The sequence below is a fragment of the Streptomyces sp. NPDC060205 genome, from assembly GCF_042728395.1.
Taxonomy (GTDB): Bacteria; Actinomycetota; Actinomycetes; order Streptomycetales; family Streptomycetaceae; genus Streptomyces.
The window spans coordinates 1-14,741 of record NZ_JBHWZP010000234.1 but is presented as its reverse complement, the minus strand read 5'-3'; the positions used below and the strand labels follow the sequence as shown (position 1 = coordinate 14,741).

Here is a 14,741-nt window from a genome sequence, read left to right as displayed (position 1 = left end):
CCTCAAAAACGGGGCTGCGCCCCTGCTTTTGCCCCTTAGGGGCGCGGGGAACTGCGCGGGCAACCCCCGCCGGCCCGCAGGTTTCACGGGCGCGCGGTCCCCAGGGGCGCAGCGCCGGCCCCGGGCCGCGCTAGTCCCGAGGGAGCAGCGGGCCCAGAGGCCCGAGGTCGAGGTTCAGGTCCTCGGGGCGAAGCCCGTACCGATCGCGGAGCTCCGCCATCCGGTCGTCCAGCAGCATCAGCGTGAGCCCGATCCGCTCCTCCTGGTCCTCGGACAAGTCACCCGTGTCGAACCGCCGAACGGCCTGCCGTTCCATCAACTGCCGCAGCAACTCGACCACGGTCAGCACCAGCTTGATCAGGTCCCGCTCCACCGTGTCGGGTTCGAGGTCCAGCCGGCTCCGCCTGGCCTCCCTGCCCGCCCCGGTGCCGAGGACCGCGTCGTCCACCACCCTCCGGAGCGACTCTCCACCGCTCACAGCATCTCCTCCCACGGCGCGGGAACGTTCTCGTTCACCGAGCTGATCAGCGCGTTCAGATCGATCCGTACGAGATCGACGTCCGCGATCCGCAGGGTGAGGTCTCCGGTGATGACGACCCCGCCCGCGAGCAGCCGGTCGAGGAGGTCGACGAGGGCGACCTCCCGGCGTTCCACGACGGTCACGCGTCCTCCCCGCTGAACGAGTAGGCGGCCCACGGACCGGTCAGCTCGACGCGCAGCCCCGGCGCGTCGTCCTTCGTACGGTCCACCAGTTCCACGAACGCCTCGGATTCGGTGCGCGGCACCAGATAGGCGGCGTTCAGGATGTTGCGGCCGGGCGCGCGGGAGAGCGCCGAGTTCTGCGGGGCGTGGATCCGGGTGTCCTCCGCGTACCCGGAAAGGGACTCGTGGAGCCGGCGCGAGAACTCCTCTGCCCGCTCCCACTTCTCCTCGCTCTCCCTGCGCTGGTTGCGCCGCTGCCGCAGATAGTCGCGCCCGGAGCCCGCCGTCCTGGCAGGAGGGGAGGCCGGCCGCGCACCCGAACCCTCGGCGACCGACGCGTTCCCGGCGTCCTCCGTGGGTTCCGAGTACACCTTCACGCCCCACTCGACCCGCCCGTCGAGCCGGCCGAGGGTGCGCTGGAACATGTCCGCGCGTTCCTCCAGCATCGACCGGACGCCGCTGTCGTCCCGGAACACCGTGGCGAGCCGGAGCGGCAGCGGCGAGGTGACGACGGTGAGCGCGTCGATCACGTTCTGGTGGGCCCGCGCGGTCGCGCCGAGCCAGTCCAGGTCCTCCAGGTGGGCCCGCAGCGGTTCCTCCGCGAAGTCCTCCTCGGGCACCTGGCCGACGAGGGCGACCAGGTCGCCGTGGACCAGCTGCTTGGGCGGTACGCCGGCCACCCCTGTCAGCTGGGCCGGCAGGGGCGTACCGAAGGGGCGGCAGACGGCGTACACGTAACGCAGACCACTCATCCTTGTGCTTCCTTCTCCGACTTCTGTGACCGCTGCGAACTCTGTGTCTGCTCCGCGGGTTGGCTTCCGCCCGCGGTCACTTCGCCGCGCGCGTTCTCCAGTTCGGCCACATGTGCACGCAACTCCGCGTTCTCCCGCGCGAGTTCGTCGCGTCCGGCGCGGGAGGACAGCTGCGGATCGGTCTCCCACCAGTCGATGCCCATCTCCTTCGCCTTGTCGACGGAGGCGACGATGAGCCGCAGTTTGATGGTGAGGAGTTCGATGTCGAGCAGGTTGATACGGATGTCACCCGCGATAACGATGCCCTTGTCCAGGACCCGTTCGAGGATGTCCGCGAGGTTGGCGCCGCCGCCGTTCCCGTAGGGGTCGGGCAGGCGCTGAGCCGTGGTCATCGACGGCCCCGGGCCCCGGCGGGCTCAGGTTCGCGCTCGTCCGCCTCCTCGTCCTCCGGGATTTCCTCGTCCTCGTACTCGGCCTCGGGCGCGTCCTCCTCGTAGGCCTCCTCGTCCTCCGGGACCTCTTCGTCCTCGTACTCGGCCTCGGGGGCGTCCTCGTCCTCGTACGCCTCCTCGTCCTCGGGCAGTTCGTCCTCGGCGGGCTCCTCGTTCTCCGGAGCCTCCTCCTCGGCCGAGCCTTCCGCGTCCTCGGAACCGTCCTCGGAACCGTCCTCGGAGGTCTGTTCGGCTTCCTCCTCCTCCGCTACCGCGTCCTCGTGGCTCGTGACGACCTCGCCGTCGCGGATCTCGCCGCGCCAGCCGTCCTCCGCCTCGCCCTTGATGGTGATGAACCGGGCGAAGTGCTTGAGGTCGAGGCGTGCCCTGCGGCCCTGGGCGCGCCAGATGTTGCCGGTCTTCTCGAACAGCCCCTTGGGGTAGTACTCGATGACCAGCAGCACGCGGGTGAGGTTCTCGGCGAGCGAGTGGAAGGTGACGACGCCCTTGGTGGTGCCCTTGGCGCCCTCGGACGTCCAGCTGATCCGCTGGTCCGCCACCTGTTCGGTGGTGTGCGCCTTCCAGCTGCGGTTGGACCAGAAGATCTTCATCTGCCAGTCGGACGTGGTGTCGTCGGCGCGGTTCGCGCTCTTGACGCCCCGGGCGAAGTTGCTGAAGTCCTGGTACTGGGTCCACTGGTCGTAGGCCGTGCGCAGCGGCACGCCCACGTCGATGAACTCCATGATGACGGTGGGCTTCTTGCCGGCGCCGCCCTTGCGCTTGCCGCCCTTGCCGCCGGTCAGGTTCTTGAAGGCGCCGACCACGCTGTCCTTGGCCTTGCCCGCGCCGAGTTCCAGCGCGGTGCGCATCGGCCCCTTGCCGTCGGCGAGCTTGCGGCCGCCGTCGAGGGCGAGCTTGGCGAAGCCGGGGCTGTCGCCTGAGGCGATGTCGTTGAGCTTGCCCGTGGTCTGGCCGAGCTTGGTCCCGACGCCGACCAGGGCCCGCTGGACCTGGGCGGCGAGGTAGGCCTGGGCCTCCTCCTTGAGCCGGTCGACCGCCTCGCTCTGCGCGAGCGAGGTCAGCGGGTTGCTCTTGGCCTTGCTGGTCGCGGACCCGAGGGTGTCAGTCATCGTCGCCGCCTCCCCTCGTCGTACGGGCCCGGGTGGTGCGGCGCGTGGCGGTCTTCGCCGCGGCCGTCTTCCTGCCCGGAGCCTTCTTCGCGGCCCTGGCCGCCGTCTTCTTCGCCGGAGCCTCGTTGCCGGGGCTGCGCTTCTCGGCGGTCTTCTTCGCGGGCGCCTTCGCGCTCTTCTTCGCGGGAGCCCGCTTGCGCGGCCGGGGCTTCTCGTCGTCCCCGGCGGTCTTGTCGTCCGCGTCGCGGGTGTCGCGGCCGGAGTCGTCCGAGTCCGGGTCGTCGTCGTGCTCGTACTCGTCGTCGTCGTATTCGACGCCGTCGTACTCGTCGTCCGGTTCCTCGTCCCGCTTGCGGCGCTTCTTGCCGCCGACCCCGGGCACGTCCGGGACCGCGTCGGGCACGACGCCCGCGAGCTGGTCCTGCACCTGGCTGGTCCGTCCGTGCAGCCGGTCGGCGAGGCCGGTGATCTGGCGCTCGACGAGTGCTCCGGTGGCGGCCTTGCCCACGCCGCGCAGGTCCCCGCGCAGCTGGTCGCCGATCTCCTTGAACTGCGGGTTGTTCTGCAGCTGTGTGGAGACCAGGTCCGCGAGCGCCCGCGGGCTGAGGTGCATGCGCTTGCCCGCCACCATGGTGCCGACGGCGAAGGCCAGCTTCATCTTCTTCGTACGTCCGAGGACGTATCCGGCCCCTACGGCGAGGCCAAGCCCTAGTCGGTTCATCGTGTAGTCCCGTTGTTGCCTGCTCCGGTGCTCCTGGTCATGGCTATCTCCAGCCTGTCGAGGAGCTCGTCCTCCATGCGGTCGAACTCCGCTTCGTCGATCTCGCCGGCCTCAAGGCGTTCCTCAAGATGGCCGAGTTCGGCGCGGACCGCCGCCGGGTCGTAGTACTGGCGCTCGGCCTCGTTCACCACCTGTTCCATGGCCCAGAGGCTGCCGCGCACGGGGGCGAACGGCAGCATCAGGACCTCTCCGATCAGCCCCATGTCATCAACTCCGTTTGTCAGAGGTTCAGTTGGTCGCCTGCGCGGGCTCGGAAGGGCCCGGCTCGACGAAGCTGTAGGGGGGCAGCGGCCCATGGACCCGCAGGTCCAGGTGCGGGTGCGCCTTGCGTACCTCTTCGACGGCGTCGATGAACGTGCCGGCCGTGTCGCGGTCCACGAGGAAGGACAGGTTGGCCAGCCAGCCGGTGGACTCGGGGCCCACGCTGACGGACGCGGCGGCCGGCTCCAGCGCCCGCTGGATGTCGGCGGCGTCCTCGACCTCGCGGTTCTTCACGGCGGCGACCACCATCTCGCCGAGCCGCAACTTCTCGTCGTAATTGCCGCCGCCCGCGCTGCGGTTGGCCTCGGTGAGGGCCCTGACGTCCGGGTTCTCGGACATCACGCGGTGCAGTACGGCCTCTTCGTCGTGCGTGGCCTTGACGTTGTACTCGACCTTGCCCGCGAGCGCGTCGAGGCGCTCCTTGAAGTGGTCCGCGCGCTCGGCCAGAACGCCGGCCACGGCCGCGTCGTCCGTCGAGACACTGCCGAAGCGCATGGGCAGCACCGGGCCGCCCGCGCCCGCCTCGGCGAGCACGTTCTGGTGGGCGAGCAGGTCCCTGCGCTTGGGCCGCAGCCCCTCGGGCGCGTCGCTGACGACCGCGGCGAGGTCACCCTCCTTGATGACGCGCACCGGCAGCGCCGGCTCACCGACGCCTTCCGTGCCGTCCGGGAGCGCAGGCAGCGAACTGGACGTGATGCCGTAGACGTACGTGCTCACTCCTGCTCCTCCTTGCGGCGCGAGGCGGCGGTCTTACGGGTCCGCGGCCTCGACTCGGACTGGCTCTCCTCGCGGGACTGCTTGAACGCGTCCGAGATGGTCTCGGCGGCGCCGGAGAGGGCTCCCTTGGACTTGCCCTTGGCACCGGACTCGGTGATCGAGCCGACCAGGTCGGGCAGGCCGGGGTCGCGCTTGTTTCCGGCTTCGAGGTCGAGGCGGTTGCACGCCTCGGCGAAGCGCAGATAGGTGTCGACGCTCGCTATGACGACACGGATGTCGATCTTGAGGATCTCGATGCCGACGAGGGAGACCCTGATGAAGGCGTCGATGACGAGCCCCCGGTCGAGAACGAGTTCAAGGACGTCGTAGAGGCCGCTGGAGCCGCCTCCACCACCGGTTTGCTGTGCCGGGACAACGGTCATACCGACCGGCCCTCCTTGTCTGTAGGGGTGTGTGCGCGGTCTGTCGGGGGTGTGCGCGGGCAGGGGCCGGCCGGTCTAGCGGCCGCCGGGCCTGCGGGCGTCGGCACGGCCGCGTTCGTAGCGGCGCACGCGCCGGTAGCCGGTGAGTTCGCCCCGCGGGTCGAGGGTCACCTCGTAGCTCGCGAGCAGACTCATCGTGTCGGGGACCCGGACCAGTTCCAGGACCTCGATCTCCAACGACCAGCCGTCTTCGGTGCGTTCGAACGACGACACCGACTCGGCCTCCATGCCGGTCAGTTCGGCGAGCTGGCCGCGCGCCTGGCGCAGCACGTCCATGGGACCCAGCTCGTCGTCGTCCGTCGCGCTCTTCTGCCTGCCCTTGGTCGAGTTCGCCGCACTCTGTGAACTCTGTGAATCTGATGTGTTGGATGTGTTCGACATGGCCACCTCGAACACCGAGTGACCGGCCGTTCGTTCACCAAACCTGCGAGTGTCGGCGCTCAGCCGCGCAGGGCGTTCAGCCGGCGCCTGGCGGGAGCGAGCGCGCGTCCGCGGCGCAGCAGCCCTGACCAGGGGTTCGTGCGGGCCTGGTCGACGGCGTCGGCGATCGTCCAGCGGCGCGGGCCGAGTTCCGCATCTTCCAACTGCTCCCAGGCGACGGGCACGGCGACCGGGGCACCCGGCCTGGCGCGCACGGTGTAGGGGGCGACGGTGGTCTGGGCGTAGGCGTTGCGCTGGATGTCCAGATAGAGCCGGTCGCCGCGGTCCTTCTTGCGGGCCTCGGTGGTGAGCCGGTCGGGGTGCGCCTCGGTGAGCGTGTCGGCGACGTCCTTGGCGAAGGTGTGGACCTCGTCGAAGCCGTGCCGCCCGTCGAGGGGGACGACGACGTGCAGTCCGCGTGAGCCGGTGGTCATCAGGGCGGAGGGCAGGCGGAGTTGGTCGAGGAGTTCGCCGAGGAGCCGCGCGGTGTCGCGTACGGGCTCGAAGTCGTCGGTCGCGGGGTCCAGGTCGAAGACCAGCCGGTCCGGCCGGTCGGCCGTGCCGTCGGACGCGACGCGGGCGAGCCACCGGTGCAGGGTGAGGGCGGCCTGGTCGGCGAGGTAGACGAGGGTCGCGGTGTCCTCGCACACGGGGTGCAGGACCGTGCCGCCCTCCTTGGGCACCTCGACGCGGCGGATCCAGTCCGGATAGTGGTCCTGGACGTTCTTCTGCATGAACGTCGGCCCGTCGAGCCCGTCCGGGTGCCGCTCCAGCATGAGGGGCCGTCCCCGCAGGTGCGGCAGCATGAACGGGGCGATCTCCCGGTAGTACGCGACGACGTCCGCCTTCGTGTACTCCTTCGCCCCTCCCGTGCCGGGGAACATCACCTTGTCCGGCCGGTGCACCTCGACGGTCCGCCGGCCCGCGCGTACGGCGGTCATCGCACCACGGCGTTCTCGACCAGCAGTTTCACGGCGGCGACGACGGACTCGGCGTCGATGCCCGCCGCGTGCAGCTGCTCGGCGGGGGTGGCCGAGCCGGGCATGTCCCGTACGGCGAGACGGACCAGCCGCGGAGTGGGACGGCCGTCGAGGAAGGCGTCGAGAACCGCGTCCCCGATACCGCCCTCCGGGTGGTGGTCCTCGACGGTGAGCAGGCAGCCGGTCTGCTCGGCGGCCTCGCGCAGGGTCTCGCGGTCGACGGGCTTGACGGAGTACAGGTCGACGACCCGCACGGCGATGCCGTCGGCGGCGAGCGCGTCCGCGGCCTGCAGTGCCTCGTGCACGGTCGCACCGGCGGCGACGACGGTCAGCCGGTCGTCCGGGGAACGCCTGAGCACCTTGCTGCCGCCGACGGGGAACTCCTCGCCGGGGCCGTACAGGACGGGCATGGCACCGCGTGAGGTCCGCAGATAGCGGATGCCGTCGAGGTCCGCCATGGCGGCGACGAGTGCCGCCGTCTGGTTGGCGTCGCACGGGTAGAGCACGGTCGAGCCGTGCACCGCGCGGAACATGGCCAGGTCCTCGACGCCCATCTGCGAGGGTCCGTCCTCGCCGATCGCGACGCCCGCGTGCGAGCCGACGAGGTTGACGCCGATGCCGCTGACGGCCGCCATCCGGACGAAGTCGTGGGCGCGGGTGAGGAACGCGGCGAAGCTGGAGGCGAACGGCACCCAGCCGCGGGTGGCGAGCCCGACGGCCGCCCCGACGAGCTGCTGTTCGGCGATGTAGCACTCGAAGAACCGCTCGGGGTGTTCCTTGGCGAAGAACTCGGCGCGGGTGGAGTCGCCGACCTCTCCGTCGAGGGCGACGACGTCCGCGCGCGAGGAGCCGAGCGCGGCGAGCGCCTGGCCGTAGGCGTCGCGGGTGGCTGCCTCGTCCCCGGTCTCCCAGCGCGGGAGGTCCAGGTGACCGGCCCGTACCGCGTGCAGCATCCGGGCGGCCTGCGGCTGCTGCACCTGGACGCGCAGGTCGCGTACCCCGCCCAGCTCCTCGATCGCCTCGTCGGCGTCGGGCAGCGGCTTGCCGTGCAGGCCTTCGCGGTCCTCCACGGACGCGACGCCCTTGCCCTTGAGGGTGCGGGCGAGGATCACGGTCGGCTGTCCGGCCGTGGAGACGGCCTCGCCGTAGGCCCGCTCGATGTCCTCGACGTCGTGTCCGTCGATCTCGACGGTGTGCCAGCCGAAGGCCTGGAAGCGGCGGGCGTACGCGTCGAGGTCGTGGCCGTGCCGGGTGGGGCCGCGCTGCCCGAGCCGGTTGACGTCCACGATCGCGGTGAGGTTGTCGAGTCCTTCGTACGCGGCGTGCTCGGCGGCCTCCCAGACGGAACCCTCGGCCAGTTCGCTGTCGCCGCACAGGACCCATACGCGGTAGCCGACCCGGTCGAGCCGCTTGCCCGACAGGGCGATGCCCACGCCGACGGGCAGGCCCTGGCCCAGTGAGCCGGTGGCGGTCTCCACCCACGGGAGGCGGCGCGGTGTCGGATGCCCTTCGAGGCGGCTGTCCAGGGTGCGGAAGGTCAGCAGTTCGGCGTCGTCGATGGCCCCGGCCGCCTTGTACGCGGCGTACAGCAGCGGCGAGGCGTGCCCCTTGGAGAGGACGAACCGGTCGTTGCCCGGATGCGAGGGCCGTTCGAAGTCGTAGCGCAGCTGCCGGGCGAGCAGGACCGCCATCAGGTCGGCGGCGGACATCGAGGAGGTGGGGTGCCCGGAGCCCGCCGCGGCGGCCGCGCGCACGCTGTCGACGCGCAGCTGCCGGCCGAGTTCGATGAGTTCGGGGGTGTTCATGGTGTTCCTTCCACAGGAGGTTGCTCAGGGGTTCCGGGCTCGGGGCTGCCGGGCTCAGGGGTGCCCTGCTCGGGGCTGCCGGGCTCAGGGGTGCCGGGCCGGCCCGGTACACGGGCCGTCTCGGGCGAGGCCGTGTCCAGCGGCACGGACCAGGACCGGACGAGGCCGAGCTGCACGCCCTGGCGTGGCAGAACGGCGTCCAGGAGCCAGTCGGCGGCGACCCGGACGCGGTTGCCCGGCATCGCGGCGAGGTGGTAGCCGCGGGTGACTGCGCCCGCGGCCGGTCCGGAGAGCGGGACGCCCAGCGGGTTGGCGGCGGCCTTCACCCCGCCGAGGTCGACGACGAAGCCCAGGTCGCGGTGGCGGTAGGGGCGGGGGTCGCCGATGCCGAGGGAGGCCGCGACATTGCGTCCCGCCGTCCTGCCCTGCCGCCAGGCGTGCTGGGCGGTCATCGGCGTGTACTGGCCCGGCTTCTCCAGGTCGGGCACGGCGGCGGCGTCACCACAGGCGAACACCTCGGGGCGGCCGGGCACCTGAAGGGTCGGTTCGACGAGCAGCCTGCCCCGCTCCATCGCCAGTCCCAGTCCTTCGGCCAGCGGGTCGGGACGCACGCCGACGCACCACACCAGGGTCCGGGTGCCGACGAAGTCGCCGTCGCTGAGCAGGACCCCGTCCCGGGTGGCCTCCTTCACGGACGTGCCGGTACGGATGTCGACGCCGCGCTGCCGCAGGACGCGGTCGGCGGTGCGCGACAGCCGCTCGTCCATCTCCGGCAGGACGCGGGGCGCGATGTCCACCAGGGTCCAGCGCGGCCACAGGTCCGGGCGGTGCCGCTGCCTGCGGGCCAGGGCGTCGGTGAACAGCTGTCCGTGCGCGGCCACTTCGGTACCGGTGTAGCCCGCGCCGACGACCACGAACGTGCACCGGGCCGCCGCGGTCGCGGGGTCGTCGTCGGCGGAGGCGAGTTCCACCTGCCGGGTCACGTGGTCGCGCAGGTACAGCGCCTCGGGCAGCCCCCGGAAGCCGTGCGCGTGCTCGGCCACACCGGGGATCGGCAGCAGTTTGTTGACGCTGCCGGCGGCCAGGACGAGCCGGTCGTAGGAGAGCGTGCCCGCCTCGCCCTCGGGCCCGGTGTAGCGGACCATGCGCGCGTCGAGGTCGATGCCGTCGGCCTCGCCGAGCACCAGGCGTACCCGGGGGAGGGTGCCGGTCAGCGAGACGGTGACGCGGCGCGGTTCCAGGACACCGGCGGCCACCTGGGGCAGCAGGGGCAGATAGAGGAAGTAGTCCGTCGGGTTCAGCAGCACGATGTCCAGCGGGCCGGCCCTGCCCCGGGTGAGCCCGGCGAGCGTCCGGGCCGCCCGGTATCCGGCGAAGCCCGCTCCGACAATGACGACTCGGGGTCGGCTCATCGGTCGGCTCATGGGTCGCCTCCGGCGGAATCGCTCAAACGGGGCTTTCCGCGTCCCCCTGGCCAAGATGCCCAAACGTCGGGTCACCGGGGTTCCGGTCGCCGTGCGGGACGGGCACGGCTCCTTCGACTTCTATCGCAGGAATGCCGCCGCCGCAGCTCCAGAAGTGGACTTCGTGACATGTCCGGCGGGTACGCGGGCACGGCGGACGCGGACGGCGAAGACCGGGGCCACGTCGTTGTGACCCCGGTCGGCAAGGGGGTGCCGGGCCGTGCCGCGGCTCACCGGGCGCGGGTGTCCGGCGCCGCGTTGCTGGGGGCGACCGGCGGCATCGGAGGCACGGCGGGGCCGTCGGCCCGCGTCCCCGCAGCCGTGCCGGTGGGAGCACCGACGGGGCCACCGGTCACGGCACCTTCGCCGGGCATCTGGGCGGTGCCACCCGGCGTGGGCCCGGACGCCGACGGCCGCGCCGCGTTCCGCAGCACGTACGCCAGTGCGCCGAGCACGGCGGCGGTGATCAGGGCGGCGGCCCAGTCGGGCAGGCCGATCGCGAGGGCGAGACCGACCGTGAGCGCGAGGGCCGCGCCCGCGTACAGGGCGAGGGCACCGGACGCGGCGTACATCGCGGCCGTGCGGCGCTGCTTGCGGGTCTGTTCCCGCAGTTCCTCGCGTATGGCGTCGCGGGCCACCTGCGCCAGTTCGTCGGCCAGATGCTTGTCCAGATGTTCCATGTGATCGATGCGGTCCATGCGCTCCGGGTACCCGCGGCCCCCGGTGCGTAACGCCCGCCCTGCCGGGGCGCGTACGCCCCGGCACGGGATCCGTGCGAAACGATCTCTTTCACGGCCGACCCCAACTAGGCTCGTCCGCATGGACATTCTGGGAGCCACGCTGCGCATCTGCGTCGACGACCTGGAGGCTGCGGTCCCCTTCTACGAGAGACTGGCGGGCGGACCGGCGCAACGCTTCGAGCGCGGCGGGGTCTCCGTCGCCGCCGTCGGCTGCTTCCTGTTGATGAGCGGCCCGGAGGCGGAACTCGAAGTGCTCCGCAAGGTCTCGGCGACCATCGCGGTCAAGGACGTCGACGAGGCCCACCGGGTGCTCACGGAGTCGGGCGCGCACGTCGTCGCGGGCCCGGTGGCGACCCCCGCGGGCCGCAACCTGATCGCGCTGCACCCGGACGGCTACATCTACGAGTACGCGGACCGCCGTACGTCACCGTGAGGTCAGCCGTGGTCGGTGCCGGGCGGGCGCATCCGGAAGTCGTAGCGCTCCGGCAGGGGTTCGTCACAGATCCGGGACCACAGGATGCCGATCGTCTCGGCGCCCTCGCGCAGGTCCGCCACCTCGAAACCGGCGTCGAAGACGGCACGCGCCGCGTCCTTGTCGCCCTCGGCGAGCAGCAACTGCGCCTCGATCAGCCGGAACCGGCCGCGTTCGCGGGTCGCCGGGAGCAGCCGCTCCCACACGGACCGCGCGTCCGCGGTGCGTCCCGCCGCGAGCAGCGCGCCGATCGCCTCGCGCCCGAGCGCGGCGGTGACGGCCGTCCAGGTCTCGCCGTCGTCGCGCCGCTCCTGGCACAGGTCGTCGAAGGCGTCCGCGTACCGTTGGGCGGCCCGTTCGCGGTTGCCCGCCTCCTGGTCGGCGACCGCGAGGCAGCGCAGCAACGGCCATAGCGAGGGCGCGAGTTCGAGACCCCTCTCCCAGCTGCGCACGGCCTGGGCCCGGTCGCCCGCGTGCCACTGGGCGACTCCCAGGTGGTACTCGGTGAGCGGCTTGGCGGGGGCCGTCTCCAGCATGTCCCGCCAGTGCGGGGCGACCAGTGTCTCGCCGGGCGGTCCGACCCGGCGGGGCTCCGGGAAGGAGCCGGTGCCGAGCAGCTCCGCCCAGGGCCGCTGGGCGTCCCCGAGTGTGGACTCGTCGAAGGGTGTGCCGGGCAACTTGAGTGCGGCGCGCAGGACTTCGAGCGCACCCCAGCCGGAGCCGGTGGCGAGCGGCTGCGCGGGTTCGGTGTCGGCGGACGTCAGCCAGTGCCCGTACGCCGTCTCGAACTCGGCACGCGGCAGGCGCTGTTCGAGCCCGGCCTCGACCTCGGAGCGGGCGGCGGCCCAGTCGTCGCCGTGCACGAGCCGCGTGTCGGCGTCGATCGGCCCGTACGCCTCCAGCCAGCTCACCTCGCTCTCCGCGTCGAGGCGTACGTGCTCCAACTGGGTGCGGGCGAGCCCGGCCTGGATCTCGCAGTAGCCCTCCGTGCCGGGTTCGGTGAGCCATTCCTGCCAGCGGCGTCCGCCGGTGCCGGTGCCCCAGATGAAGAGTTTGCGTCCGCGCAGCACATCGGTGGACGTCTGCACCAGCCCCTGTCCGGCCTCGTCCAGGGCGGCGATCCAGCGCCGCTGCCCGTCGGGCACCTCGTAGAAGTAGTCGGCCGGATACTCGCCGCGCCGCGGATACGTCCGGTCGACGCCCTCGTGCACCGGGACGGGCACCCGGCGCAGCCGCCGCTCGTAACCGAAGTGCCAGGCCTCCTCGGCCGGCGCGAGCACCCTCCGCTCCTCCGGGACGGCGGTGTTCGACCACCAGTACAGTGGCGCGGCCCTCTCGTGCGGATTGCGGACGCGCACACCCGCGTACAGGAAGTCGGAGCCCTCCGGCAGCCACAGGTCTACCTGGAAGGGCAGGTCGCGCAGCCGCTCCCACTCCCACAGACGCAGCATCGGTGTGCCGTCGGGTGCGGTGACCCGGGCCGCGTGCAGCGGTGCGCAGGCGAGGGTGGAGTGGCCGGTGGCGCCGATGTTCCACTCGATGCCCCCGGAGAACCAGGCGCCGTTGAGCGCGAAGTCGGCGGGCTGCAACACCGGGTTGCGGTAGAGGAGTTCACGCTCGGACGGCTTGTGGAGGAGGGAGACGACCCGGCCGCCGAAGCCGGGCAGCACGGTAACGCGCAGCCGGTCGTTCTCCAGGACGATCGTGGCGACCTCGCGGGGCGTACGGCTTCTCCCGTACCCGTCCCGGACACGCGCGGGCAGGAGGCTGCGCAGGGGCTCGTACGCGATCTGCCGGGCCATGTCGCGGGGCAGGCCCGCGCGTTCCCGCTCGTCCACGTGGTGCGTCCCGTCGAGCGGGCGCAGTGGGGGCAGCGGGTTGGCGGGGCCGGGTTCGGCGACCGGAAGCGTCAGTACGTCACGTCGGATGGTCGTCACGTGACCATGGAACAGGGTGGACGACGTGCCGACCAGAGGCCCTCCCGGTCAGGATCCGGTCAGGATTGCGCAAAGGCGGCGACGACGATGTCGGCCAGGAGGGCGCCGGCGGTTCCGTCGGGGTCCAGGTCGGGGTCGTAGATGGTGACGTTGAAACCGGCGCAGTGCGGGGAGGTCACCAACGGCCGCAGCAGCGCGATCAGTTCATCGGGCAGCAGTCCGCCTGGGTCGGGGCTGTCGACGGCGGGCATCACGGACGGATCCAGCACATCGGCGTCGAGGTGCACCCAGAAACCGTCCAGGTCCGGTACGCCGAAGGCCTCGGCGGTGGCGCGCGCGAGGGCGTCGGCGCCCCATTCGCGGATGTCGCCGACGGTCACTGTGGGGATCTTCAGCGCGGCCAGCTCGGCCCGGTCGTCCTCGAACTCGTCCCGGATCCCGAAGAACCGGACGTCCTCGTCCCGCAGATAGGGCTTCAGCCCCTCCAGGTCGGTGAGGTCGTCCTGCCCGCGCCCGGTGGCGAGGGCGACCTCCTCGCCGCCCGCGGCACCGACGTGGTCGGAGTTGCCCGGGTGGCGGAAGTCGTGCGAGGCGTCGACCGCGGCGAGGCCGTAGCGGCCGATGCGGCGCAGTGCGAGGGAGGCGCCGAGCTGGATGGAGCAGTCGCCGCCGAGGACGACGGGCAGCTCCCCGGCCCGTACGTGCCGCTCGATGCGGTCGGCGAGCGTACGGGTGTATCCGGCGAGCGCGGCGGCGTTGAAGACACCGTCGCCCTCCTGCCAGTCGCCCCGGTCGTAACGCGGCGGGACGACCACACCGCCCTCCAGGGCGCTCAGCCGCCGCACGATCCGCTGCTCGCGCAGGGCGCCGGCGAGCTTGTAGCAGCCGGGCACGGTGCCGGGGGCGGGCGGCCGGAGGCCGAGGTTGGAGGGTGCGTCCAGGACGACGAGATTCCTCAGGGCACTCATGTTCGAATCATATCGGCCGTGAGGGCCCACCGCTCATGGTCGCGCCACGCTCCGTCGATGAACAGGAAGTCCGGCGAGAAGCCCTCCAGGCGGAACCCGCAGCGGCGGGCCAGCGCGATGGAGGCGGCGTTGTCCGGCTGGACGTTGATCTCCAGCCGGTGCAGTCCGAGCGTGCCGAACGCGTACCGGACGACCAGGCCGAGCCCTTCGCTCATCAGCCCGCGTCCGGCGGCGTGCGCGAAGGCCCCGTAGCCGAGGGCGCCGCACAGGAAGGCGCCCTCGACGATGTTGTTGATGTTGATGAACCCGGCGATCCCTCCCCCGTCCTTCTCACAGACGAAGAACCCGGCCTTGCTCGGATCATCGATGAGCCGCCCGGCGTACGAGGCGTACGCGACGGGGGTGGCGGGTGGGAAGAGCCAGGGCTGGTGCAGCGCCTTGCTCTCCCGCGCGCGGGCGGTGAACTCGCCGCCGTCCTCGTACGTGAAGAAACGTATGCCCACGTGGGGGCCTTCGGCGAGATACGCGGTGCTGCCGGGCATGCCACCACGGTACGCCTGCGGTTCGCTTGCGGTTCGCTTGCGGTTCGCTTGCAGCGTGGCGGGGATCTACGGCCGGCGGGCACCTGCGGGCACGTCGTGGCTGGCCGCGCAGTTCCCCGCGCCCCTAAAGACAGGGGCTGGGCCCTGCCCCTGTCTTT

The 14,741-nt window shown here is 71.8% G+C and carries 18 protein-coding genes; 1 reads left to right on the top strand and 17 read right to left on the bottom strand.

Translation table 11 applies throughout. From position 1 onward, the window contains the following. Positions 1-130: 130 nt before the first annotated feature. The 14 genes from ACFWGJ_RS31405 to ACFWGJ_RS31340 form a co-directional block, all read right to left on the bottom strand. Entirely contained in the window at positions 131-448 is a 318-nt protein-coding gene (locus ACFWGJ_RS31405) for a gas vesicle protein K (protein WP_387331462.1), read from the bottom strand. A 26-nt stretch (positions 449-474) separates the two neighbouring features. Continuing rightward, positions 475-663 carry a gas vesicle protein gene (locus ACFWGJ_RS31400; protein ID WP_107016810.1) on the bottom strand — a complete coding sequence of 63 codons (189 nt, stop codon included), beginning with the start codon at positions 661-663 and terminating at the stop codon, positions 475-477. Further along, positions 660-1,454: a GvpL/GvpF family gas vesicle protein gene (locus ACFWGJ_RS31395; protein WP_387331457.1), complete on the bottom strand. Its 795-nt coding sequence runs from the start codon at positions 1,452-1,454 to the stop codon at positions 660-662. The genes ACFWGJ_RS31400 and ACFWGJ_RS31395 overlap by 4 nt, the downstream gene beginning before the upstream one ends. After that, on the bottom strand, positions 1,451-1,846 hold the full coding sequence (locus ACFWGJ_RS31390; RefSeq protein ID WP_387331455.1) for a gas vesicle protein: 396 nt from the start codon (positions 1,844-1,846) through the stop codon (positions 1,451-1,453). The genes ACFWGJ_RS31395 and ACFWGJ_RS31390 overlap by 4 nt, the downstream gene beginning before the upstream one ends. Beyond that, positions 1,843-3,015, bottom strand: a complete 1,173-nt coding sequence (locus ACFWGJ_RS31385; RefSeq protein WP_387331453.1) for an SRPBCC family protein — start codon at positions 3,013-3,015, stop codon at positions 1,843-1,845. The genes ACFWGJ_RS31390 and ACFWGJ_RS31385 overlap by 4 nt, the downstream gene beginning before the upstream one ends. After that, complete coding sequence (locus ACFWGJ_RS31380) at positions 3,008-3,736, bottom strand: DNA primase (RefSeq protein ID WP_387331451.1); 729 nt, start codon at positions 3,734-3,736, stop codon at positions 3,008-3,010. The genes ACFWGJ_RS31385 and ACFWGJ_RS31380 overlap by 8 nt, the downstream gene beginning before the upstream one ends. Then, the gene (locus ACFWGJ_RS31375) at positions 3,733-3,999 is read right to left on the bottom strand and encodes a gas vesicle protein GvpG (RefSeq protein ID WP_387331449.1); all 267 of its coding nucleotides are present in this window, start codon (positions 3,997-3,999) and stop codon (positions 3,733-3,735) included. Before ACFWGJ_RS31375 ends, ACFWGJ_RS31380 begins: the two co-directional genes overlap by 4 nt. A gap of 25 nt (positions 4,000-4,024) precedes the next feature. Then, positions 4,025-4,774 (bottom strand): GvpL/GvpF family gas vesicle protein, encoded by a 750-nt coding sequence (locus ACFWGJ_RS31370; protein ID WP_387331447.1) that lies wholly within the window; start codon positions 4,772-4,774, stop codon positions 4,025-4,027. Beyond that, complete coding sequence (locus ACFWGJ_RS31365) at positions 4,771-5,196, bottom strand: gas vesicle structural protein GvpA (RefSeq protein WP_387331445.1); 426 nt, start codon at positions 5,194-5,196, stop codon at positions 4,771-4,773. The genes ACFWGJ_RS31370 and ACFWGJ_RS31365 overlap by 4 nt, the downstream gene beginning before the upstream one ends. A 75-nt stretch (positions 5,197-5,271) precedes the next feature. Further along, entirely contained in the window at positions 5,272-5,637 is a 366-nt protein-coding gene (locus ACFWGJ_RS31360; protein WP_387331443.1) for a gas vesicle protein, read from the bottom strand. Positions 5,638-5,696: 59 nt separating this feature from the next. Beyond that, positions 5,697-6,617 (bottom strand): non-homologous end-joining DNA ligase, encoded by a 921-nt coding sequence (ligD, locus tag ACFWGJ_RS31355; RefSeq protein WP_387331441.1) that lies wholly within the window; start codon positions 6,615-6,617, stop codon positions 5,697-5,699. Beyond that, on the bottom strand, positions 6,614-8,461 hold the full coding sequence (locus ACFWGJ_RS31350; protein WP_387331439.1) for a transketolase: 1,848 nt from the start codon (positions 8,459-8,461) through the stop codon (positions 6,614-6,616). The genes ligD and ACFWGJ_RS31350 overlap by 4 nt, the downstream gene beginning before the upstream one ends. Continuing rightward, on the bottom strand, positions 8,458-9,873 hold the full coding sequence (locus ACFWGJ_RS31345; protein ID WP_387331437.1) for an NAD(P)/FAD-dependent oxidoreductase: 1,416 nt from the start codon (positions 9,871-9,873) through the stop codon (positions 8,458-8,460). The genes ACFWGJ_RS31350 and ACFWGJ_RS31345 overlap by 4 nt, the downstream gene beginning before the upstream one ends. 281 nt (positions 9,874-10,154) lie before the next feature. Continuing rightward, positions 10,155-10,622, bottom strand: coding sequence for a phage holin family protein (locus tag ACFWGJ_RS31340; RefSeq protein WP_387331435.1), 468 nt, complete (start codon positions 10,620-10,622; stop codon positions 10,155-10,157). Positions 10,623-10,743: 121 nt separating this feature from the next. Between ACFWGJ_RS31340 and ACFWGJ_RS31335 the strand changes: the two genes are divergently transcribed. Further along, positions 10,744-11,097: a VOC family protein gene (locus ACFWGJ_RS31335; RefSeq protein WP_366783035.1), complete on the top strand. Its 354-nt coding sequence runs from the start codon at positions 10,744-10,746 to the stop codon at positions 11,095-11,097. 2 nt (positions 11,098-11,099) lie between these two features. On the opposite strand, the gene ACFWGJ_RS31330 is transcribed toward ACFWGJ_RS31335, so the two are convergent. The 3 genes from ACFWGJ_RS31330 to ACFWGJ_RS31320 are packed head-to-tail and all read right to left on the bottom strand — an operon-like array spanning position 11,100 to position 14,583. After that, positions 11,100-13,073 carry a DUF5107 domain-containing protein gene (locus ACFWGJ_RS31330; RefSeq protein ID WP_387331432.1) on the bottom strand — a complete coding sequence of 658 codons (1,974 nt, stop codon included), beginning with the start codon at positions 13,071-13,073 and terminating at the stop codon, positions 11,100-11,102. Positions 13,074-13,132: 59 nt separating this feature from the next. Continuing rightward, positions 13,133-14,032, bottom strand: a complete 900-nt coding sequence (locus tag ACFWGJ_RS31325) for an arginase family protein (RefSeq protein WP_387331460.1) — start codon at positions 14,030-14,032, stop codon at positions 13,133-13,135. Between the two features lie 5 nt (positions 14,033-14,037). After that, entirely contained in the window at positions 14,038-14,583 is a 546-nt protein-coding gene (locus ACFWGJ_RS31320) for a GNAT family N-acetyltransferase (RefSeq protein ID WP_387331430.1), read from the bottom strand. Between the last annotated feature and the right edge of the window lie 158 nt (positions 14,584-14,741).

Bases quoted from the DNA above. Each gene is read 5' to 3' on its own strand.
- ACFWGJ_RS31340 (WP_387331435.1), bottom strand. From the start codon at position 10,622: ATGGACCGCATCGATCACATGGAACATCTGGACAAGCATCTGGCCGAC.
- ACFWGJ_RS31365 (WP_387331445.1), bottom strand. From the start codon at position 5,196: ATGACCGTTGTCCCGGCACAGCAAACCGGTGGTGGAGGCGGCTCCAGC.
- ACFWGJ_RS31350 (WP_387331439.1), bottom strand. From the start codon at position 8,461: ATGAACACCCCCGAACTCATCGAACTCGGCCGGCAGCTGCGCGTCGAC.
- ACFWGJ_RS31375 (WP_387331449.1), bottom strand. From the start codon at position 3,999: ATGGGGCTGATCGGAGAGGTCCTGATGCTGCCGTTCGCCCCCGTGCGC.
- ACFWGJ_RS31395 (WP_387331457.1), bottom strand. From the start codon at position 1,454: ATGAGTGGTCTGCGTTACGTGTACGCCGTCTGCCGCCCCTTCGGTACG.
- ACFWGJ_RS31345 (WP_387331437.1), bottom strand. From the start codon at position 9,873: ATGAGCCGACCCCGAGTCGTCATTGTCGGAGCGGGCTTCGCCGGATAC.
- ACFWGJ_RS31380 (WP_387331451.1), bottom strand. From the start codon at position 3,736: ATGAACCGACTAGGGCTTGGCCTCGCCGTAGGGGCCGGATACGTCCTC.
- ACFWGJ_RS31335 (WP_366783035.1), top strand. From the start codon at position 10,744: ATGGACATTCTGGGAGCCACGCTGCGCATCTGCGTCGACGACCTGGAG.
- ACFWGJ_RS31385 (WP_387331453.1), bottom strand. From the start codon at position 3,015: ATGACTGACACCCTCGGGTCCGCGACCAGCAAGGCCAAGAGCAACCCG.
- ligD (WP_387331441.1), bottom strand. From the start codon at position 6,617: ATGACCGCCGTACGCGCGGGCCGGCGGACCGTCGAGGTGCACCGGCCG.
- ACFWGJ_RS31360 (WP_387331443.1), bottom strand. From the start codon at position 5,637: ATGTCGAACACATCCAACACATCAGATTCACAGAGTTCACAGAGTGCG.
- ACFWGJ_RS31320 (WP_387331430.1), bottom strand. From the start codon at position 14,583: ATGCCCGGCAGCACCGCGTATCTCGCCGAAGGCCCCCACGTGGGCATA.
- ACFWGJ_RS31390 (WP_387331455.1), bottom strand. From the start codon at position 1,846: ATGACCACGGCTCAGCGCCTGCCCGACCCCTACGGGAACGGCGGCGGC.